Genomic DNA, 21,433 nt, shown 5'->3' on the forward strand with positions numbered 1-21,433 from the left:
TAATAAATAGATAGAGATGGAGAGAAATCGTTCAGCAATGTGTAGGGGGGCTACAATGGATCCAAATAACTTAGTGGAAATGCTAAGCCAAACGGTCGAACGTTATCCGGAAAAAGACGCGTTAATGTGGAAGCAGGACGGCAGCTATACGAGTATGACGTTTCAAGAGTTTTGGGATAGGATCCGCAATCTTGCAGCCGGCCTGAACCGCCTTGGTGTGAAGCCGGATGACAAAGTTGCCATTTTGGCATCGAGCAATGAGATGTGGGCGATTTCCGACTTTGCCATTGGTAGTTTGGGAGCGGTGAGTGTTCCGGTCTATCCTACGATCCCATCCAATCAAGTTTCCTATGTTCTCGATAATGGTGATTGCACCATAGCCATCGTGGAAGATGATGAACAGTTGCAAAAAGTCAAAGATGGGGAAGCGGAAGTCCAACACTCGATTGTGATGAAGCCGGGTTCCGATTTTACAGCCACGGACAATCTTTCCTCTTTTACTTCCTTGGAAGAAGACGGCGCCAATCATCCCCTGAAAGATTGGGAAGAGCAGTGGGGAGCGATTGATGGGGATCAGTTAATGACGATCATTCATACGTCAGGAACGACCGGATCGCCTAAAGGGGTTATGCTTAGCCATGATAATTTTCTGAGTCAAATGAAAGCGATTCAATTTTGGGTGATCGAATTAAGGCCGGATGATGTTCATCTCTCTTACCTTCCGCTATCGCATGTGTTCGAGCGAATGGCAGGGCACTTCATGCCCCTGATGGCGGGGACGACCATCGCTTACGCCGAAAGCATCGATACGATTCAGGACAATTTGCAAGAAGTAAAGCCGACGATCATGACGAGTGTGCCGCGTCTGTTTGAAAAAGTGTACGCGAGAGTGGTCGATCAAATTGAAAACGGTTCGCCGATGAAACGAAAAATTTTCAATTGGGCGATTGATGTCGGAAAGGAAAGATATGATTACTATTTAAGTACGCCCGTGCATGAGTTAGTGCTTAACCCAATGCCGAAAAAACTCCAAAGTCAAGTGATTCGTGCCGACCGTCTCGTGTATCAAAAAATTAAAGACCGGCTCGGGGGTAGAATGCGTGGGATGGTCGTAGGAGGCGGAAGCCTGAACCCCGACATTGCCAAATTTTTCTGGTCGTTGAATGTTCCAATACTGGAAGGATATGGATTAACCGAAACATCTCCGGTTGTGACGACGAACCCTATGACGAGAGCCAAAGTTGGGACGACGGGAAAACCGATTCCGGGTTGCCGAGTGCGGATCGCGTCCGACGGAGAAGTGCTCGTCAAAGGTCCCAACGTCATGCAGGGATATTATAAAAATCAGGAAGCAACGGATAAAGACATCGTGGACGGATGGTTCTATACCGGAGATATCGGATCGCTCGATGAAGACGGTTATTTGAAAATCGTCGATCGCAAAAAACGGGTGCTCGTGTTATCCACAGGGAAAAATGTGGCCCCGGCACCGATTGAAAGCGCGATCAATGAAAGCCGTTATATCGAATTTGCCGCTGTGATCGGAGACGGCCGTAAATATGTATCCGCGCTCGTGACTCCGGATATGGAAAATTTACTTCCGTGGGCAAAAGAGCAAGGCATCCAAACCGAATCGAGAGCCGAATTGTGCGAACGCGACGACGTACAAAAATTACTGAAGGATGAAGTTGCGCATCTAACAGCATCATACGCTGATTATGAAACGCCGTCGAAAGTGGTCGTCATTGGCGATGAATGGACCGTCGACAGCGGGGAATTAACCCCGAAATTATCACTGAGAATGAAAAATATCGAGGAGAAATATAGCGATCTTATTGCGGAAACGTACGATGAAGCGTCCACCTCTGCGAAAGAAGTAGCTGCGGAAGCGCGATAAGGACAACGTGTGGAGGGAAGCATGGCTGTTTTAACGGAAAAAACATCACAGGAAGAAAGAAAAGAAAAAACCGCTAACATCCGCACTGAAATCGAAAAGGAAAAAGCGAAAATCACCGTCGGCAAACGGCGCAGAAAAATCTTTTCCGTATTTGCAAAGCACGGCCTGACGCACCTGATTAAAGACACATTAATCTGGAAGATGGCCGGTAAACAAAAGCGCAGTCAACAAGAAGACGAACACCTCAGACAAATCGGTGCGCGCTTGCGCACCGCGTTTGAGGAACTCGGCCCGACGTTTATTAAACTCGGCCAAGTCTTGGTCACCCGGCAGGATCTTCTCCCGGCTCCAATCACACAGGAACTGGAACAATTGCTCGATAAGGTTCCTCCGATCGGCTACGACTATATTCAATGTATCGTGGAAGAAGAATTTCCGGAAGGTGTGGATCGGTTCGCATGGATCGATCAGGCTCCCCTCGGGTCTGCATCGTTGGCACAAGTTTACAAGGCCGAGCTACACGACGGGACCACGGTGGCTTTGAAAATCGTACGTCCGACCGTGGAAAAATTGTTTCAAACCGATATCACCGTGATTAAAAAGATGACCGGTCGGCTACAAAAGCGCCTGTCTCCCGAACTGTCTGCCGCGCTTGATTTGGGAGCCTTGGTCAGCGATTATTACAGCAGTGCCATGGACGAATTGGACATGGTGGAAGAAGCCCAAAAAATGAGGGAGATGGCTACGTATCGGGATACCACCTCACATGTGGATTATCCGGATGTCTACGAGGCGACGAAAAATGTCTTGGTCATGGAACACATTGACGGCTGGCTCCTCAAAGATTTTCCGGTGGATTTTTTAACCTTTGAAGAACGGGTAAAAATCATGATTGATCTCATCCACCTTTATATTCAGCAAATGATGGATGGGCATTACCACGCGGATGCCCATGGATCGAACATCATGATTGATAAGCATCGGAAAAAAGGAATCGTCATCGATTGGGGCATGACCGGGCGGATGGACAGCGTCATGGCTCATGTGCTCATGAGGGTGATCATGCATATTCAGTCTAATCAGGCCGAAGACGTAGCGGAAGTTTTTATGGAATTGATGACGCCGACCATTTATACCGATCCGGTTAAATTAAAAGATGAATTGCAAAGCAACTCGCTCCATTATGTGAACACGGCGCAAGGGAGTGATCGTTACAATTACGGTCGGCTTGTGATGGAGGCGACGGGGAGCGGGATCCGGAACTATTGCAAAGTTCCGAACGCCTTGGCGCTTTGGGCGAAAGGGTTCTCCGCAACGGAAGGTGCTGCGCGCTGGATCTGTCCGGAGATCTCGTATGGACAAGTCGTAGAAGCTTATGAAATTCCGATTTTGAAAAGCATGCTCGGCAAGCGCTTTAACTATCGCGCGAACGCAAGTCTTATAGCGGAATCATCCAAACTTATGGCTACATTTCCGCGTCGCGCGAACCGGCTGATGGAACATCTGGCAGAAAATAAAGTTGGCGTGAACAACCAACTGCAGCCGGACCCCGTCATGCGCAACATGCTCAACCAAATCGCCAACAGATTGGCGCTCGCATTCATTGCAGTTGCCTTTATTATATTTAGTGCCTTTATGATCACCGGTGTGCAGGAAGGGACATTTTTGGGATTATCAGCAGAGACGGTCGCAAACGTTGGCTTGGGAACGTCCGTCGTATTGATTATTTTTATGTTCTGGCGAGTCACTCGCACGCGAAAACATCGGTCCCTGCTATAAAGACCCGTCATTTGTAGAGGGGGGCGATAACATAGATACGTCAGATGTCGGGTATTCATCGACACGTTTTACTGGTACATTGTATGTAATGGATAAGTCCATGGTCCTGTTCCGCGGGGCTATGGGAAAAGTGAAAGCGTTACCAAGTGGAGCGCAACCTAACGGCGCCTCGCTGAAACGGAAGGAGGGGGAATGAGGTAATGGGGATCGTAAAAGAACAACCTGCACAAGCAGACAGCCAGAAAGAACGAGAAGCAAGGGTGGCGGCGATCCGTCAAGACATCGAAACAGAAAAAGCAAAGATCACAAAAGGGAAAAGGCGGAGGAAAATTGTATCTGTGTTTGCCAAACATGGCTTAACGTTTTTGCTCAAAGACACAATATTTTGGAAGTTGATGGGCAAGCAGAAACGAAGCCGCCAGGAAGAACAACACCTTCAGCAAATTGGTGCACGATTGCGAACAGCGTTTGAAGAATTGGGGCCAACATTCATTAAGCTTGGCCAGGTTATGGTCACCCGCCAAGATCTTTTGCCGGCGCCCATTACGCAGGAACTGGAAAAATTATTGGACCAAGTGCCGCCGATCGGCTATGACTATATGGAATGCATCCTTGAGGAAGAACTTCCGGAAGGTGTGGCCGCGTTTGAATGGATTGATGAAGAACCCCTCGGATCTGCATCGCTGGCGCAAGTCTATAAGGCCGGGCTAAAAGACGGAACGACGGTTGCCTTGAAAATCGTGCGGCCGACGGTTGAAAAATTGTTTCAAACCGACATTTCCGTCATCAAAAGAATGACCGGATTGTTGCAAAATCGTCTGCCTACGGAATTGGCTGCTGCCGTCGATATCGGGTCATTGGTCCAGGATTATTACAGCAGCGCGATGGATGAACTGGACATGGTGGAAGAGGCCCAAAAAATGAGGGAGATGACGAAATATCGGAGCACCACGTCATACGTAGATGTCCCGGGGGTGTACGAGGCGACGAAAAATGTCGTCGCCATGGAATACATTGATGGCTGGATGATTAAAGATTTTCCGGTAGACTTTTTGACATTTGAAGAGCGCACGAAAATTATGATCGACCTCGTTCACCTTTATGTGCAAACACTCATGGATGGGCACTATCATGCCGATGCCCATGGGTCGAACATTATGATCGACAAACATCGAAAAAAAGCAATCATTATCGATTGGGGCATGACGGGGCGTATGGACAGCGTTTCCGCTCACGTACTCATGAGGGTGATCATGCATATACAGTCCAACCAGGCCGAAGACGTCGCCGAAGTGTTTATGGAATTGATGACACCGACGATTTATACCGATCCGGTTAAGTTAAAAGATGAGCTCCAAAGCCTTGCACTCCATTACGTCAACTCTGCGCAGGGAAGCGATCGTTATAACTACGGTCGGCTCGTCATGGAGTCTACGGCGATCGGGATTAAAAATTATTGCAAGGCTCCGAACAGTTTGGCGCTCTGGGCAAAAGGCTTCTCCGCCACTGAAGGTGCAGCCCGTTGGATCGCACCGGAAATTTCTTACGGTCAAGTGGTCGAAGCGTATGAAATTCCGATTTTGAAAAACATCCTCCGCAGCCGGTTCAATTATCGTTCGAACGCGAGTTTGGTAGCTGAATCATCGAAAATGGTGGCAACATTTCCGCGTCGCGCGACAAAAGTAATGGAAAATCTGGCGGAAAATAAATTTCGCATGAACATGCAGCTTCAACCGGACACCGTCATGCGCAATACACTGAACCAAATCGCGAACCGGCTCTCGCTAGCGCTGATTACGTTTGCGATCGTAGTCGCGAGTGGCTTCATTATCGCGAACGTACCGGGAGGCACATTCCTTGGCATGAGCGCGGTCACGATTGCGAATATTGGTTTGGTGACTTCCTTTATTTTGGTTCTTTTCATGCTTTGGCGCTTGATCCGGACACGAAAACACCGATCATTGCTATGAAAAAATGAAAGGAGAGAAAAGAAAAATGACGGAAAAAAAGGAAAACATGAGCATGCAAGAACGCATTGATTACTTTTACAGGCAAAGCGGTGGTCCCGGCAATCCGGAAATCGACCGAATTTTAAAAGAACATTTGTTAAATGGAAAAGACCATGGTGTGACGGGACGGAAAGAAGAGCTGAAAGACGCATTTACAGAGGTGTTCCTTAGCGATCATTCCACCCGATCAATCCTAATGGGGGTCATGAAAATGCGTTTTGCCATGAAAGATCAATGGGAAGCTTATTTAAATGCAAAAAAACAGCCGGATCATGAGAGGAAAAAACTGAAAAATATGAACTAACCGATCACTCAACAAAATCTCGTAGTCTTTTTTGTCGATACTTGGCAGCTTCGAATAATTGCAGTATTTACGGAAGTCATTATTTTTAGACAACCCGACATTTGCAGGATGTGTTTTCAATCGGGTGTATATTAAAATAAATCTGACATGAGTAAAGGGAGGTGGAAGCAATTGGAAGAAACCAACACGACATCAATCGGGCTTACCGTGAAGAAAAGAGTTTTCACAGCCCTTTTCGCAGGTTTCCTGCTACTCGGGGGAATGGTGGCTACGTTAGGGATGAGTGGAACTACATTTGCCATGCCGCTTGGCGGTATAGGGGACTTTAACGTTAGTTTTGACGAATTGGAAGGCGAAGGGTTTACACTTAATCCGAACATCGGTGAAACAGGGGACCAGGACGAAGCCCCGTTGGTGAGAAACGAGATTGACAGGGCGACCATTAATGGCTTGCATATTTACAAAGATTTGCCAATGCCGGGCGGCGATTGGATTCGCGTGAATATCACCGCCTCAGAGCCTACAACGATAGAAGGGTTGATCCAAGATGCCCGTTTCATTGATGCCGATCTGAACTTTACGGAGATGGGCATCGCGCAAACGAACACGTCCGACATGTCACCCGAAGAAGCGTTTAGGGAAAATTGGTCGCATGAAGCGGATACAGTCACGATTACAGATGGGGAAATAATCACGAGTTACTTATTCCAGAACATGGTTAGCTTGCAAGGAGCGCAAATTTATATCGACTTTATCGATGAGCCCGACAGCGGTGGTGCCGGAAGCCCACCTGAAACAGGTGATGATACCGGCACAGCGTCAACAACGTCCGGTATCACTGGCACGAGCGACAGTGACAGAGACGGGGAAACACAAGCAGCGGCCGCGGGACCGGGGAGCAGTGGTGATGGCGATTCCACGGGAGGAGCACTACCGTCAACCGCGGGGGACACGGTAGTCCTGATTTTAATCGGATTATTTGCAGCGGCGATTGGTACTGTATTCGTGTTCAGAAAAAGAATCTTTGCAGCGTAAGGCATGAAAATACCATTAGTATTGAAGAGGTGAGAATTAATGAAGGAAGAAACAGTAGCTGTTGGACGGACGGTGAAAAAGCGGTTTTGGACAGCAATAGCCGCCGGTTTTTTGGCATTTGGCGCCATGGTGGCTGTGTTTGGTATGAATATGACAGCGGTTGCAATGCCGCTCGGCGGTATGGGCGACTTCTATGTGGAACTTGATGAACTTCAAGGCGAAGACTTTCATTTAGCCCCGCATATCGGCGAAACCGGGGAGGCAGATGAGGCCCCCATGGTTCGTAACGAAATCGGAAACGTTGACATCACAAATTTGCACATCTATAAAGATTTACGAATGCCGGGGACAGAGAATTGGATCAGAATTAATATTACATCACCCAGCGTTTCCATTGACGGACTGATTCAGGATGCTCGTCTCATTGATGCCAATCTAGACTTTAATGATTTGGCCATTGAACAAAGCAACACCGATGAATTCACGGAAAACTGGACACAAAATGCGGAAACCATAACAATCACGGACGCTAAAATTGTAACCGATTACCTGTTCCAAAGCGTCGTTAGCCTTGAGGGAGCAGAGATTTCTGTCGAAAATATCGATGAACCGGAAACGATGGAACCCGGAGTTTAAAAAAGTGACATCCACGATAGTGGAAAGGGGGCTCCTGTGATGAGCAGCAAAGAAGAACGAATGCAAAAAAGGGAGCAGAAAGTTCAGGAAAAATTAGAGAAACGACAGGCGAAAATGGAAAATGCCGGCAGGTTTAAACGCTGGAGAAACCGCAGGCCTTTCTGGGGAGCAACGCTCACGTTGCTCGCCGGTTTAATGATTTTATACATTCCGCTCCACCTTTACGCGATTGCCTTTGCACCCGGAAGCTTGGCATTTGTCGGCTTTTTGTTCGGCGGACTCGTCATGATCATGGGTACGCTCGCCTATATTTATCCTCAATTTTCCACCGTTTTCGGTGTCGTTACGATTTTTCTCTCGATTCTCTCCATTATGGGAGCGCTCGGCGGCTTTATCGTCGGCACGATCGCCGGTATTATCGGGGGCGCCCTTTGTGTCGGTTGGCGCATGGAAGAGGTTACCGTTGATGAAGGTCGGTCCGGTGGGAAGAAAACGAAACGAGCGAAGAGAGCGAAAGATGATGAAGGGACGGTTACAGCATCATCTACTTGAATGAATATACCGCAAAATAGCTGTTGAAATCAGCAGGTTTAGGGGAATTTTACATGAAAAATAATCGCAAACTTCATAAATTCATCTTTAACATCAGCATGGTCTTCGTCCTCATTATCGGCCTTTCCATCCCTTCACCTGTTTCGCAAAACGCTTTGGCGGAAGAGGAGGATGGGGAAGACGACGATAGCGGGTTTTTGGTTGAGGTAGATAGAGTAGATGGGCAAACGGATATCTTTGATCTACTCTTGGACGAGGAGCTAAATATGGATGAAGGGGAGCTAACGGGAGTGACCATTACACAAGAGTCAGAGTCGGCTGACGGCCGAACGCTCATTGTTAAAATCCATACAGAAGAGACGGTGCCCGTTGAATATTTGCAAGGGGAAGTAGAAGAGGTGGTTGAACTTGACCCTGTAGGAGGCCTTTGCACCCCCAGTCAAATTAACTGGACCTGTTTTGAAGATGTTGCCATGATCCTCAGTTATCAGGCAGTTGAAAACATTTCCTTGCCTAACGCGACGGTTGAGGTCTGTTTTGAGGGAGAATGTAATGGCGCGGGAGATGTTGACGCGATGAACTTGGAAGTTGATGACATCGACCTCGAAGACATGGACATCAACGCGCTCAATGAACTAATGGACACGGTTGATGAAATGATCGGTGACGCTCAAGGCTTGCAGCAAACCATTGGGGATGAAGGGCAGGTTAATGCTGTTGAGCAACGGATCGACGAGGCAGAAGATGTCGTTGAACAACCGGATGTGCTTTCTGATTTAGCAGGTGACATCAGCGGGGCACATGAAACGTTGGATGAAAACGTAACAGATCTAGGTATCTTGACTGCTAATGCTGATGACACCTTGAAGCAAGTGTCCAATCAAATTGGTGCATATGAAGAAACGATCGAACAGGAAGAAGAAGCATGGAGTGAAAAATGGGGGATCGAGCCAGAAGAATTCGAGGCTTATCTCGATGAGCTGGACACAGATGAGGTTGATGAAGAAGAGATGCCGGATGTAGACATCAGTGAATTGAAAGACGAGATATCCGACTTTCAAGAGCGGATGTCAGACACCCGCGGTAACATTGATGGATTAACCGAGCAAAGACACGAATTGACGGAAGAACTTGAAGGTTTCCATGCGGATGCAGGTGAATTAGCAGATGCAGTGGAAGAAACAGATGATTATTCCGATGATCAAGTAGAAGCGGTTCTTCAGCATTTGGCTGTTGCCGAACCGGGCAAGACAGTGGAAAAGCAGATGTCCCGGGTGAACCATGAAATGGAGAAAAATGAATCCTTTGATCATTCTGAAGAGCTTCAGGAATTAACGGAAGAAGCTACCGAAGACCTTGATGCGTCGGGAATGTCTATGGAATTGGCCGAGGAAATCGGACAACGAAGCGAGGAAATGGATGAAGAAATGGAAGATGCGCTTGATGATGCGGATCTTATGGTAGGGCAACATGAAGAGCAAACGGATGCCGTTGGTTCAAGATTGAGCGAATTGTCGGAGCAAGTCTATCTTCCTGAACAACTCGCGGAAGAATATGAGCTCAACTTCTTGCCGCAAGACGAACAGAACGAATACAGGGTGAACATGCAAGACAATGTTTCCCAATGGGGGGAACAATTCGAGCAACTGTTGGAAACGATGAACAACCACGATTATAGAAATTCTTTGCAAACCGAATACGATGACATTCAGCAACAATTGGCAGCATTGCGAGCCAATGTACAGGAATTAGACGGTGAAATCTCCGAAGAAGAGCTTAATGCCATTATGGAAAGCTTGGAGACAGGCGAGGCGGCATCGTTTGATGAAGAAAGGGCGGAAATGGAGGAACAGTTTGAGGCAACCATTCAGAATGGTGATGAACAAGTGCAAATCATCGCGCCAATCTTAGATGACGCAAATGCCGAAATCAATGTATTGAAAGATTTGTCCGCTGAGCTTTCTGAGCAGTATTGGATAATGGACACTCTTGATGACGAGAAGGCAGAACAATTCGAGGACCATTTGCAACGTCTGTACGACCAATTGGATGCCTTGGTTGATCCTGCCATCCAATTGCAAAACGAAATCGCAACGGCAGAAGACTTGCAGGAAAAGCTTGGCGCAGACAGTGAGGATCTTGAGCGGTTGAAAGGCACTATCGCCGAAGCCGATGGACTGAGAGATGACTTGAAAGATGTTCAAGATAACCTCAGTGAATTATCGTTTACAAGAACCAACGAATTTATGGAAGAGATTCAAAGTGTCAAAGACGACATCACAGATTGGTTTGAATAGGTACCCGACATAAAATGCTTCCGACCCGGCGATTTGAAACAGAAATCGTTCGGGTCGGGTTTTATTAGGCTCACTAAACCAATCCATGGAAAGTGCCAGAATAAGTTGCGAAAGTGCAAGATTATCTTCAAAAAGTACCAGAATAAGTTGTACAAGTACCGGATTATCCTGCCGAAGTTCGAACAAGTATACTTATGAAGTCCTAGAGCGATCATCAGAAAAGCTTATACATACGGTTAAATTGAGGACTATCTTGGATAAGAAGCTGGATGGGCACATCTATCCCTTCGATATAGTATACCCCTTCAAGTTCATCATTTTAGGGAAAATTATTCCTCGATGCTTTCGTGACGCCTTCATCGGTTATCCGTTTTCACGAGCACTATCGGTTAAGCCGCCAAGCTAGTACTATAAATATAGTTGATTAACAAGGGCCTAATCATTGGGATATCAATCTTTATCTCTCTTTGAAAATCGTGTTTGCTGCTTAGTTTCCTACTTTTTTGGGTTAGCAAATATTTTTCATTGATGGGAAGGCATTTATACAGCAACGCACCATCAAAATATACATGAATTTTTAAAAGGTGCTATAATAAGAGTATCAAAGAAGGGACGGTGAAAGGATGAAATGGTCAGAGGTCAGAGAATTATACCCAAATCAATTTGTTAAATTAAAAGTATTATCGTCTCGCATTGAGAATAGTCAGGAACTCATTGAAGATATGGCGGTTATAAAACCTGTGTCCGAGAAAAGCGCAACAAAGGAATTATTAAATTCAAAAGGTGACAAGTTAGTATATCATACAGCTAATGAAAACATTGTGCTTGAAGTCCGTCAAGATGTCGGATTAAGGAGATTCCGCTATTATGAAAATCAAGCATAGATATGGATTACTTTTGGTTGATATTACATTAACGTTTAACGGGAAAAGTAAAGTTATACAAAATATGGTGGTAGATACAGGGGCAGCTAGAACACTTATTTCCCAAGATATAGTTGAGGATATCGGTTTACATGTTGATTTGCAAGACCGTATCGTTACTTATTTTGGCGTTGGCGGAAAAGAGTATGCATTTAGGAAACAAATAGACCAAATCCAAGTTAGTGATTTCGAAGTTGAAAAAGTTGAAATAGATTTCAATGACTTTGGGTATGATGACATTAACGGATTACTCGGGTTAGATTTGTTAATGCAGGCAGGATTTACGATAGACTTAATGCATCTTGAAATGGAAAGGAGCAGTTAGTCGTTAAAGTAGATGCTGAAATAACTGAATTGGATTATCTCTGAAAACGACAGCGAGGTATACACCACCATTATGACAAGGGAAATGGTCGCTTAATTAAACGTTTATTTAAACAACAATGCACATGCCTTATAAATTGGCGGGTGAGTATTTCCCGTTCCCTTGTTTTTAAGTATGTGCGTTTGTTTTTGTGTGTATAAAACTTGGTGTCAATAATAACCCCCCCTACTAATGTAGCATTTGTGAATTCATAATTTTAAAAACCCCACATTTGAAGGGAGTTCTTAAGCGCCTAAATAGATAAATGATACATACTTCAATCAACGAGATAATTGAGATTTGTAAGTGGATTCATCGTAAAATTTAGGCCCGTCGGCTGAAGACGGTAACATGTGGTTCACCGGTGAAGGCGAACTTTATCTGGACACTGAATCCGGAGATCTTCATCAGAAAGAAGACGGTGAATGGGAACATATCGGTTAACTTAACGGACCACAAGGCCCTCCTGGACACACCGGAAAATGGAAATGGCTCAGATGATAACGGTGACAACGGAAGCGAGAATGGTGACAATGGAGTAAGCAGTTATGAAGAAGGCGGTTCACTGCCGGATACGGATGGTAGCACACCACTTATTATTCTAATCGGTTCATTGATGGTCATTGGCGGTGGGGCATTCTGTTTAGAAGAAAACTAGCACTGAGCTGAAGTTCCCGGTGAATTAAAGATAGACATATAGCAAAAACCCATGTGCCAGCAAATGAAAAGCATGTGGGTCTTCTTTTATATGAAATGATACAGTAGCGACGTTTCATGAATATAGTGTGTCGCTCCATGCATTAATATAAACCAATGAAAGAAGCTCCATCGTGCTATATTCAGATACCCTTAATACACTATTTCTCCTACTCACTACAAATTTAGTTACTACAATTTGACGTAAAATAAGCATTTTCGAATAAATGTATTATTATAAGGTTAGAAAAATTATAAAAACCCGACATTTGTAGGGTGGTCTCATGACTCTAAAACTATTAGACTAATGGGTAAGGATTAATAGATGAAAATTTTTGAATGGTTTGTCTAGTGTGTCTATTAAGGGGGTGGTAGGATTAGAATCTACTGAAGGAAGTGGCAAGAACAGACAGGCTGACGTACGATTAGAAGATTTGGTACATGTTGGGATCACAAGACTAATTTAACAAAAATTTAGGGAGGAATTTGAATGCTGAAGAAATTAACTAAGCTCATGCTCATGATTCCCTTAGTCTTTGTATTTACCGGCCAGCAGTATGTCAGTGCAGAATCTAATGAAGTAAAGGCAGAGGTTTTTTATGATTGTCAGATAGCTATTCCGATTTTCCCTGATATGGAATTTGTCATGCCTACGACTATACAATCAACCGTACCAACAGAAGTAGCACCAGGTGAAGAGTTCATTTTGGAAAACTCCTCAGCTTCGGTCGCTATACCGGAAGAAACAATTAGTACTTTGTACGGCCTTCTAGGTTGGGACGAGATTTCAGGCGAGGTAGACCTTTTTGAAGTTCATGCCGAAAATGAGGATGACACACAAAATGTAGCTGATCCACCGCTTGGTATTCCAGTAACACCTGTCCCTGACTCCGGAGATCTTGAATTTACTGTTCCTGAAGGGGAAGGTGTAGAGGCAGGACCTTTCACAGCTGGAGAAGAAGGAGAAGTGGTCTTTAGTGCAGGGGATATCAATGCAACGATCGAAGAGGCTGGAGGCAGTATCATTAGCATAAGTGCGGAATGTGAGCCTCAAGAAGATCAAGATCTAACGTTAACGAGTATCCCAATCGTTGCTGATTGATCAGTAGATTTTACGATGAAACGTTGTGGAATCCAGCATTTTATCAGGGAGCCATAGCAATCAATGTTATGGTTCTCTGAACGATGTAATTAAAGCACAACAATCTTTTTTAGGTAAAAACTACTGCTTATCTACGATATTCGACAAATAAATATTCAAATTTAAGGTGCCAATTTTTAAAATAAGGGGGTTTAACACTTACCGTATGCGAAAAAAAGCTTTCCTTTTTATGTTTCTTTTTCCGCTTATCTTTATTTCAAGTATCAGCAATGTAGCCGAAACTAAAGGTGTAGAGAGAGATTTCGATTATTTATGCGAAGCAACTGGTGAATGGGGCGATTTTTTTGATGACGTTCCAGTAACGGTGACATATGAAACAGACGTACCCGAGTCAGTAGAGCCCGGCGAGGATTTTAATTTATCGAATACGTCGTTTACTATGGATGTATCTCAAGGTGGTTTTACACTGACAGAAGCAAATTTTAGTGTCAGTGCGGAGAATGAAGATTCAATTATTGAGGCAAGTTTTGAAGATCTAGATCTAGATCTTTCCGGTGAACCACCGTTTGAGTTTTCCTTTCCAGCTGAGGGAGACTTGGGGCCAATTGTAGCAGGTGAAAGCGGAGAAGTGATCATAAAAGCAGATGATCTGGAAATGACTGCTGTCGTGGAAATAGCAGCTGGAAATATGACGGCAAACTATCAATGTAGCCTTGAGGAAGAAGATTCTATGATCGCCATGATTCCGATCGAAGAAGATCAGAGCGACGTACAAAATATTGAAGAAGATATACAGTATGAATGTAACGTACAGGTTTCGATTATCGACCTGGACTTTGACATGGATACCACGATTTATGCAACAGCTCCTGAAACGGTAGCACCGGGGGAAGAATCTTCTGCGATTAACTCGTACTTGGAAGCTTGGATACCGGGAGATGTGGTATCAACAATAAACACTGTACTGCAAGCGGACTATATTGAAGGGGAAGCATCACAGTTCTATGTCCATGCTGAAAATTTGGGTGATACGGTGAACGTGGCGGACCCGGCGATTACCATTCCGGAGACGCCTGTACCGGAAGAAGGCCCGCTTCAATTAATTGTCCCTGAGGATCAAGCAGATGCCGGCTTAGAAGCCGGACCTTTCGAGGCAGGTCAAGAAGGGGAAATGGTCTTTAGTGCGGGTGATATTTATGTGGAGTTGGCACCTACTAATAATCCGGATGCCGTAATGGAAGCGAGTTGTACACCTGCAGATGAGGAAGATGCTACACTGACTATCATTCCGATTGAGGAGGATGGTGAGGATCCGCCGGAAGTTCTTGTCGGATCGATCGAACTGGACGGCAATGAAGAGATGGAGCTCGAAGTTGGTGACGACTTCGAAGATCCCGGTTTCACGGTTGTAGATGAAGAAGGAAACAACATCACTGATGAAGTCGAGGTCAGTGTAGAAGGCGAAGTAGACACTACTGTAGCGGGTACGAACGAGCTTCATTATTTTGTTGAAGATAATGAGGATATAGATCCAGCTACGCGTACGGTAACTGTTGCCGAGCCAGATGAAGAAGATCCGCCGGAAGATCTTGTCGGGTCAGTCGAGTTGGACGGTAGTGAAGAGATGGAGCTCGAAGTTGGTGACGACTTCGAAGATCCCGGTTTCACGGTTGTAGATGAAGAAGGAAGCAACATCACTGATGAAGTCGAGGTCAGTGTAGAAGGTGAAGTAGACACGACTATAGCGGGCACGTACGAGCTTAATTACTTCGTTGAAGATAATGAGGGTATAGATCCAGCAACGCGTACGGTAACCGTTGTCGAGCCAGATGAAGAAGATCCGCCGGAAGATCTTGTCGGGTCAATCGAATTGGACGGTAGTGAAGAGATGGAGCTCGAAGTTGGTGACGACTTCGAAGATCCCGGTTTCACGGTTGTAGATGAAGAAGGAAGCAACATCACTGATGAAGTCGAGGTCAGTGTAGAAGGAGAAGTAGATACGACTACAGCGGGTACGTACGAGCTTAATTACTTCGTTGAAGATAATGAGGATATAGATCCAGCAACGCGTACGATAACCGTTGTCGAGCCAGATGAAGAAGATCCGCCGGAAGATCTTGTCGAGTCAATCGAGTTGGACGGTAGTGAAGAGATGGGCCTCGAAGTTGGTGACGACTTTGAAGATCCCGGTTTCACGGTTGTAGATGAAGAAGGAAACAACATCACTGATGAAGTCGAGGTCAGTGTAGAAGGTGAAGTAGACACTACTGCAGCGGGCACGTACGAGCTTCATTATTTTGTTGAAGATAATGAGGATATAGATCCAGCTACGCGTACGGTAAACGTTGCCGAGCCAGATGAAGAAGATCCACCGGAAGCCCCTGTCGGATCGATCGAACTGGACGGCAATGAAGAGATGGAACTCGAAGTTGGCGACGACTTTGAAGATCCCGGTTTCACAGTTGTAGATGAAGAAGGAAACAATATCACTGATGAAGTTGAGGTCAGTGTAGAAGGAGAAGTAGACACTACTGCAGCGGGCACGTACGAGCTTCATTATTTTGTTGAAGATAATGAGGATATAGATCCAGCTACGCGTACGGTAACCGTTGCCGAGCCAGATGAAGAAGATCCACCGGAAGCCCCTGTCGGATCGATCGAACTGGACGGCAATGAAGAGATGGAACTCGAAGTTGGCGACGACTTTGAAGATCCCGGTTTCACAGTTGTAGATGAAGAAGGAAACAATATCACTGATGAAGTTGAGGTCAGTGTAGAAGGAGAAGTAGACACTACTGCAGCGGGCACGTACGAGCTTCATTATTTTGTTGAAGATAATGAGGATATAGATCCAGCAACGCGTACGGTAGTCGTTTCCGAGCCAGATGAAGAAGATCCGCCGGAAGCCCCTGCCGGATCGATCAATCTTGATGGCAATGAAGAAATGGAGCTCGAAGTTGGTGACGACTTTGAAGATCCCGGCTTCACGGTTGTAGATGAAGAAGGAAACAACATCACTGATGAAGTCGAGGTCAGTGTAGAAGGCGAAGTAGACACTACTGCAGCGGGTACGTACGAGCTTCATTATTTTGTTGAAGTTAATGAGGATATAGATCCAGCAACGCGTACGGTAGTCGTTTCCGAGCCAGATGAAGAAGATCCGCCGGAAGCCCCTGCCGGATCGATCAATCTTGATGGCAATGAAGAAATGGAGCTCGAAGTTGGTGACGACTTTGAAGATCCCGGCTTCACGGTTGTAGATGAAGAAGGAAACAACATCACTGATGAAGTCGAGGTCAGTGTAGAAGGCGAAGTAGACACTACTGCAGCGGGTACGTACGAGCTTCATTATTTTGTTGAAGTTAATGAGGATATAGATCCAGCTACACGTACGGTAGTTGTTTCCGAGCCAGATGAAGAAGATCCCGCCGAAGGCAATTTCCTTTCTGGAATGGGAGTGCCTGCCGGTGACCTCGGTGAAGTCGGCGATCATTATCTGGACACGGAATCTATGGAGCTTTTCGTGAAACAAGATGCTGACGATTGGGGAACACTCGGTACTTTCGAAGGAAATGTACCAACGGTTGAGGACGGTAGTATGTTCACAGACGAAGGAGCGCCGGCTGCCGAACTCGGCCAAGAGAATAATTTGTATTTTGACACTCTGGGCAATGAAGTTTACGAAAAAACAGCGGACGGTTGGGAGCTTATCGCCGACGTTGTTGAACCCGGTGATGAAGATCCACCAGAAGATCCTGAAGATCCCGCTGGAGTTAACTTCTTCTCCGATGTTGGAGCACCGGAAGATGATTTCGGTGACGTCGGTGATCATTATCTAAATACAGACAATATGGAACTGTATGTGTATGACGAAGATGATGGTTGGACATCACTCGGTATTCTTCAAGGTGATGATGGTGAACCAGGCCCGCCGGGTGAAGATGGAGAAGACGGAACCATGTTCTACACCGGTGAAGGCGAACCGAGTGCCGAACTCGGTGAAGAAGGTGACTTGTACTTGGACACCGAAACCGGTAAACTGTATGAGAATGAGGCTGGAGAATGGGAGCATATCTTCACAATACCAGATGATGAATCTGCTGCTGAAGAAGAAAAAGGTCAACCCCACGGACCTAAGGAAGACAAAGGTAACGGTGAAAATGGAAGCGATTCCACCGATGAAGAAGAAGGCGGTGCACTGCCGGACACGGCTGGTAGCACACCACTTATGATTCTGATCGGTTCATTGCTTGCCATTGGCGGCGGAGCGCTTCTGTTCAGACGTAAATTAGCACTCACATAGGGTGGTCGTATCATGAGAAAGATAGGCATCGTTTTTATCATTTTTGGGTTGGCGATTGTGTCCTGGTTTGGTTACGAACGCTGGGTTGGGATGCAGTCGATCGAGGATTTCGAAGGAGATGTGGTCAAGGCGGCCGACGAGGCTGATGCCCTTGAACCGGACGAAGACGACGAAAATCAGACAACCCAAGAATACGAAATCGGTGAAGGCGTTGCCAAGCTCGTGATTCCTGAGTTAAATAAAGCGTATGAAACGTATTGGGGTCAAGATGAAGATACCCTTTCCGGGGGCGTCGGCATGTATGATAGCGAATGGACGACGACCCCCGCGGGAGGGGGTCACACGGTATTATCCGGCCACCGGGATACCGTATTCAGTCCCGTCGGTGATTTAAATGAGGGTGATTCCCTCTATGTCACCTACGAAGGGGTTGATTACGAATACGAGATCAACGAAACTTGGATTACGGATAAAGACGACCGGTCCGTGATCGTCGAAAAAGACGACCCGACACTTACGCTTACGACATGTTATCCGTTTGAGTATATCGGGGATGCGCCCGAACGGTATATCATTCAGGCGGAACTCGTCAATCAGGGCGATCTTTTAGAAGAGTTCTAAAAAGTAAGCAGACACATCACATGCCACGCGGTTTGTGGTGTGTTTGCTTTTTACCATCATGGGAGGGGATGAAACATGAGTGAAACCGAGAAAATGAGCATGCAGGAACGGATTAATTATTTTTATCGACAAAGTGGAGGGCCCGGCAACCCGGACATTGACCGAATCTTGAATGAGCATCTGAAGAATGGAAAAGACCATGGAATCCCGGGAAGAAAAGAAGAACCGAAGGATGCGTTCATCGAAGTGTTCATGAATGACCATTCCACGAAACCGATCGCCATGTGGCTTTTGAAAATGAGATTTGACCTGAAAGATCGCTGGGAGGAATATTTAAGCGCTCAACAACAACCGGATGTCTCTCAGCTGATCGAAGAATTGAAAAAAGAAGCGATGAGTAAATGACCGGCGTTCAAGATGTTGTGCTCATCCACGGGTTGGTCAATCGTCATCGCTGGAGTGATGCTTTTTTAGAAACGCTTACCGATGTTTGGGGATCCGGGCATGTGTATGTCATTTATACGAATGCCTACAATGAGGTGAAGGAAAACGTCTACAATGGGAAGGTCATTTATATGATCGGTCGTAATAACGGGTCGGCAGGCACGAAGTCGCTGGATGATCAAACGAAAGAGATGGAAGGAAAGATTCAAATCCTCCAAAGCGATTATGGTCTGGGCAAAACATTCAATGTCATCGGTCACAGCATGGGCGGCCTGGTCGCACGCCAATATATTTATCATCAGCCCCATACGGTCGCGAATCTCGTAACATTGGGCACGCCGCATCACGGCAGCCCTTTGGCCGACTATTATAGAGGGCTTGGATTTATTTTAAGAGCGCGAAAAGCGTTTGCCAACACCAATCCGAAATGGTTGAAAACATTCAATGCGCGATATCCGGTCGCCGGCGCTCCCCTTTTTAACGAAGGAAAAATCTATACGATTCGCGGAAACGCCAAAGGGAAGCTACGGAATAATTGGGGCACGTTGGGCGAGGTTTATTTTGGCTGGCTGACCTTGCGCCTCATTAAGCGAACAGCGAATGACGGACTCGTTCCGTATGATTCCGCGGTGATTGATGGAGCGGAGCATCTCGGTGATTTCCCGGACTGCGATCATCTTGGACTCGTCGTTCGTTCATCGGTTGCGAAAGCGGCATCCGTAGCGTTGCGGGGTTCCCGTGCAGACAAGGGTGCTTAAGCGACCCCCCTACAAATGACGGGGTTGTTTTACCCCCTATAATCCCATTTTAGCAACTTGTTAGTGTAATTATTTTTCCTTATGCCGTATTCAGATCGCGTGTTCATTCTAAATATTGTATAATGATGATAATGGTATTGACATTTTGCGGTAAGGAGATGATTGGGTGAAAAAGCTGGAAGGTCAATTAGCGGAAGTAATGAAAGGGATCATCCATGATGGTGATACAGTGATTGAAATTGATGGCAAGAAGTATTACCTATTTTTATCTGAAGAGCCGCAAACAACAGTTACAGAGGATGTTGAGTCCGACCCGGAACTAAAACAACATTTGCTTGAAGCGAAAAAGGACATCGTGAACAAAAAAACCTATGCAACAAAAGAAGTCATCGACATGATCGATAGAGACGAATTATAAAATGAAGGTGGAATGGACGAAGCAGGCTTTAAATGCCTTTCATAATATTCGTAGCGATGAAAGCGATAATTCCAACCGGTAGACCCCCGTCATTTGTCGGGTGTTATTTTTTTAACCCTATAATTATCGCACTATTTTTTATTAAAAAAAATGATAAAATAGAAGAACAAATCAATGAGGGGGAGAGCAGATGAAAGCAGCCGTATTACACAATTATGGACAAGATTTAAAAGTACAAGATGTGGAGTTGCAGGAGCCGCAAAAAGGGGAAGTACGGGTGAAAATGAAAGCGGCCGGCATTTGCCACAGTGATCAGCACGTCATTGATGCCCACCTGCCGCTGCCGGTACCGATCGTGCTCGGCCATGAAGGCGCAGGCGTCGTCGATGCTGTCGGAGAAGGGGTCACCGGTGTACAACAAGGGGATCATGTGGCATTAAACTGGGTGCCTTCTTGCGGGAAATGTCACTATTGTAGGATCGGTCGCACTGATGTGTGTGACGAGGCTTCGAAGATTTCCATGATGGCGACGATGTTAGACGGGACGACGCGTTTTTCCGTAGACGGGAAAAATGTTCATCAGTTTCCGTCGACAGGGACGTTCAGCGAGTACACGATCGTACCCGAAAACTCGGCTGTTCCCATTAGTAAAGATGTGCCTTTCGAATTGGCGGCGCTCGTCGGGTGTTGTGTCATCACCGGCGTTGGTGCAGTTATGAATACGGCAAAGGTTGAGCCGGGAAGCACGGTCGCTGTGATCGGTGCCGGCGGCGTTGGTTTTAATGTCATTCAGGGTGCCGCATTGGCAGGAGCCAAACAGGTCATTGCCATTGATATGCTGGATGAAAAATTGGAAATGACAAAACAGTTTGGGGCTACCCATACGATCAATGCCAAAGATGGAGATTCCGTGGGGGCGGTGCTCTCGTTGACAGAGAGGCTCGGTGTCGATTATGCATTTGAGGTCATCGGTCGGCCGGAGACGATCCAGAATGCTTATAACATGACGAAAAAAACAGGAATGGCGGTTGTCGTCGGTATTTCGGCTCCGAATGAAAGCGTTTCCGTGAACGCGTTTTCCTTGCCGAATCAAGCGAAAACGTTGGCAGGTTCATGGCTCGGACAAGGCAATCCGCATGTCGATTACCCGAAACTGCTTGATCTGAACGCAGCCGGAAAATTGGAGCTGGAAGCGTTAGTCAGTCAGACATTCACGCTCGATGAAGTGAACGAAGGGCTTGCGGCGCTTCGGGCCGGAAAAAATATTCGCGGTGTGATCCGTTTTGATTAAGAGG

At 46.1% G+C, this 21,433-nt stretch carries 18 protein-coding genes; all 18 read left to right on the forward strand.

All coding sequences use genetic code 11. The features are described from left to right. Nucleotides 1-55: 55 nt before the first annotated feature. Entirely contained in the window at nucleotides 56-1,897 is a 1,842-nt protein-coding gene (locus tag DT065_RS13245) for an AMP-dependent synthetase/ligase (protein WP_114374180.1), read from the forward strand. A gap of 21 nt (nucleotides 1,898-1,918) precedes the next feature. Continuing rightward, entirely contained in the window at nucleotides 1,919-3,676 is a 1,758-nt protein-coding gene (locus DT065_RS13250; RefSeq protein ID WP_114374182.1) for an ABC1 kinase family protein, read from the forward strand. A 200-nt stretch (nucleotides 3,677-3,876) separates the two neighbouring features. Further along, complete coding sequence (locus DT065_RS13255) at nucleotides 3,877-5,646, forward strand: AarF/UbiB family protein (protein WP_114374184.1); 1,770 nt, start codon at nucleotides 3,877-3,879, stop codon at nucleotides 5,644-5,646. A gap of 25 nt (nucleotides 5,647-5,671) precedes the next feature. Continuing rightward, complete coding sequence (locus DT065_RS13260) at nucleotides 5,672-5,989, forward strand: hypothetical protein (protein ID WP_114374186.1); 318 nt, start codon at nucleotides 5,672-5,674, stop codon at nucleotides 5,987-5,989. Between the two features lie 171 nt (nucleotides 5,990-6,160). Continuing rightward, nucleotides 6,161-7,024, forward strand: a complete 864-nt coding sequence (locus DT065_RS13265) for a DUF6230 family protein (protein ID WP_193550767.1) — start codon at nucleotides 6,161-6,163, stop codon at nucleotides 7,022-7,024. A 39-nt stretch (nucleotides 7,025-7,063) separates the two neighbouring features. Further along, nucleotides 7,064-7,660: a DUF6230 family protein gene (locus tag DT065_RS13270; RefSeq protein WP_114374188.1), complete on the forward strand. Its 597-nt coding sequence runs from the start codon at nucleotides 7,064-7,066 to the stop codon at nucleotides 7,658-7,660. A gap of 114 nt (nucleotides 7,661-7,774) precedes the next feature. Continuing rightward, nucleotides 7,775-8,212, forward strand: a complete 438-nt coding sequence (locus DT065_RS13275) for a DUF6114 domain-containing protein (protein WP_418314667.1) — start codon at nucleotides 7,775-7,777, stop codon at nucleotides 8,210-8,212. Nucleotides 8,213-8,265: 53 nt separating this feature from the next. After that, nucleotides 8,266-10,509, forward strand: a complete 2,244-nt coding sequence (locus DT065_RS13280; protein WP_114374190.1) for a hypothetical protein — start codon at nucleotides 8,266-8,268, stop codon at nucleotides 10,507-10,509. A gap of 623 nt (nucleotides 10,510-11,132) precedes the next feature. Then, nucleotides 11,133-11,393 (forward strand): hypothetical protein, encoded by a 261-nt coding sequence (locus tag DT065_RS13285; protein WP_114374192.1) that lies wholly within the window; start codon nucleotides 11,133-11,135, stop codon nucleotides 11,391-11,393. Next, nucleotides 11,377-11,757 (forward strand): retropepsin-like aspartic protease, encoded by a 381-nt coding sequence (locus tag DT065_RS13290; RefSeq protein ID WP_114374194.1) that lies wholly within the window; start codon nucleotides 11,377-11,379, stop codon nucleotides 11,755-11,757. Before DT065_RS13285 ends, DT065_RS13290 begins: the two co-directional genes overlap by 17 nt. A 403-nt stretch (nucleotides 11,758-12,160) precedes the next feature. Next, nucleotides 12,161-12,454, forward strand: a complete 294-nt coding sequence (locus DT065_RS13295) for a hypothetical protein (RefSeq protein ID WP_114374196.1) — start codon at nucleotides 12,161-12,163, stop codon at nucleotides 12,452-12,454. Nucleotides 12,455-12,982: 528 nt separating this feature from the next. Next, nucleotides 12,983-13,594 carry a DUF6801 domain-containing protein gene (locus DT065_RS13300; RefSeq protein ID WP_114374198.1) on the forward strand — a complete coding sequence of 204 codons (612 nt, stop codon included), beginning with the start codon at nucleotides 12,983-12,985 and terminating at the stop codon, nucleotides 13,592-13,594. A 205-nt stretch (nucleotides 13,595-13,799) separates the two neighbouring features. After that, the gene (locus tag DT065_RS13305; RefSeq protein ID WP_114374200.1) at nucleotides 13,800-17,897 is read left to right on the forward strand and encodes an immunoglobulin-like domain-containing protein; all 4,098 of its coding nucleotides are present in this window, start codon (nucleotides 13,800-13,802) and stop codon (nucleotides 17,895-17,897) included. A gap of 12 nt (nucleotides 17,898-17,909) precedes the next feature. Further along, a complete protein-coding gene (gene srtD / locus DT065_RS13310) occupies nucleotides 17,910-18,518 on the forward strand; it encodes a class D sortase, LPxTATN-specific (RefSeq protein WP_114374202.1) in 609 nt (202 codons plus the stop codon). A 75-nt stretch (nucleotides 18,519-18,593) separates the two neighbouring features. Beyond that, entirely contained in the window at nucleotides 18,594-18,923 is a 330-nt protein-coding gene (locus DT065_RS13315) for a hypothetical protein (protein WP_114374204.1), read from the forward strand. Continuing rightward, complete coding sequence (locus tag DT065_RS13320) at nucleotides 18,920-19,720, forward strand: alpha/beta hydrolase (RefSeq protein WP_114374206.1); 801 nt, start codon at nucleotides 18,920-18,922, stop codon at nucleotides 19,718-19,720. The genes DT065_RS13315 and DT065_RS13320 overlap by 4 nt, the downstream gene beginning before the upstream one ends. A gap of 166 nt (nucleotides 19,721-19,886) precedes the next feature. Further along, nucleotides 19,887-20,138 carry a hypothetical protein gene (locus DT065_RS13325; RefSeq protein WP_114374208.1) on the forward strand — a complete coding sequence of 84 codons (252 nt, stop codon included), beginning with the start codon at nucleotides 19,887-19,889 and terminating at the stop codon, nucleotides 20,136-20,138. Between the two features lie 190 nt (nucleotides 20,139-20,328). Next, nucleotides 20,329-21,429 (forward strand): Zn-dependent alcohol dehydrogenase, encoded by a 1,101-nt coding sequence (locus tag DT065_RS13330; protein WP_114374210.1) that lies wholly within the window; start codon nucleotides 20,329-20,331, stop codon nucleotides 21,427-21,429. The last annotated feature ends 4 nt before the right edge of the window (nucleotides 21,430-21,433 follow it).

Origin of the sequence: Salicibibacter kimchii (assembly GCF_003336365.1) — a bacterium.
Classification (GTDB): domain Bacteria; phylum Bacillota; class Bacilli; order Bacillales; family Marinococcaceae; genus Salicibibacter; species Salicibibacter kimchii.

What these genes read in the sequence shown, in the direction of transcription:
- DT065_RS13245 (WP_114374180.1), top strand. Translation starts at nt 56, where the DNA reads ATGGATCCAAATAACTTAGTGGAAATGCTAAGCCAAACGGTCGAACGT.
- DT065_RS13250 (WP_114374182.1), top strand. Translation starts at nt 1,919, where the DNA reads ATGGCTGTTTTAACGGAAAAAACATCACAGGAAGAAAGAAAAGAAAAA.
- DT065_RS13255 (WP_114374184.1), top strand. Translation starts at nt 3,877, where the DNA reads ATGGGGATCGTAAAAGAACAACCTGCACAAGCAGACAGCCAGAAAGAA.
- DT065_RS13260 (WP_114374186.1), top strand. Translation starts at nt 5,672, where the DNA reads ATGACGGAAAAAAAGGAAAACATGAGCATGCAAGAACGCATTGATTAC.
- DT065_RS13270 (WP_114374188.1), top strand. Translation starts at nt 7,064, where the DNA reads ATGAAGGAAGAAACAGTAGCTGTTGGACGGACGGTGAAAAAGCGGTTT.
- DT065_RS13275 (WP_418314667.1), top strand. Translation starts at nt 7,775, where the DNA reads ATGGAAAATGCCGGCAGGTTTAAACGCTGGAGAAACCGCAGGCCTTTC.
- DT065_RS13280 (WP_114374190.1), top strand. Translation starts at nt 8,266, where the DNA reads ATGAAAAATAATCGCAAACTTCATAAATTCATCTTTAACATCAGCATG.
- DT065_RS13285 (WP_114374192.1), top strand. Translation starts at nt 11,133, where the DNA reads ATGAAATGGTCAGAGGTCAGAGAATTATACCCAAATCAATTTGTTAAA.
- DT065_RS13290 (WP_114374194.1), top strand. Translation starts at nt 11,377, where the DNA reads ATGAAAATCAAGCATAGATATGGATTACTTTTGGTTGATATTACATTA.
- DT065_RS13300 (WP_114374198.1), top strand. Translation starts at nt 12,983, where the DNA reads ATGCTGAAGAAATTAACTAAGCTCATGCTCATGATTCCCTTAGTCTTT.
- DT065_RS13305 (WP_114374200.1), top strand. Translation starts at nt 13,800, where the DNA reads ATGCGAAAAAAAGCTTTCCTTTTTATGTTTCTTTTTCCGCTTATCTTT.
- srtD (WP_114374202.1), top strand. Translation starts at nt 17,910, where the DNA reads ATGAGAAAGATAGGCATCGTTTTTATCATTTTTGGGTTGGCGATTGTG.
- DT065_RS13315 (WP_114374204.1), top strand. Translation starts at nt 18,594, where the DNA reads ATGAGTGAAACCGAGAAAATGAGCATGCAGGAACGGATTAATTATTTT.
- DT065_RS13320 (WP_114374206.1), top strand. Translation starts at nt 18,920, where the DNA reads ATGACCGGCGTTCAAGATGTTGTGCTCATCCACGGGTTGGTCAATCGT.
- DT065_RS13330 (WP_114374210.1), top strand. Translation starts at nt 20,329, where the DNA reads ATGAAAGCAGCCGTATTACACAATTATGGACAAGATTTAAAAGTACAA.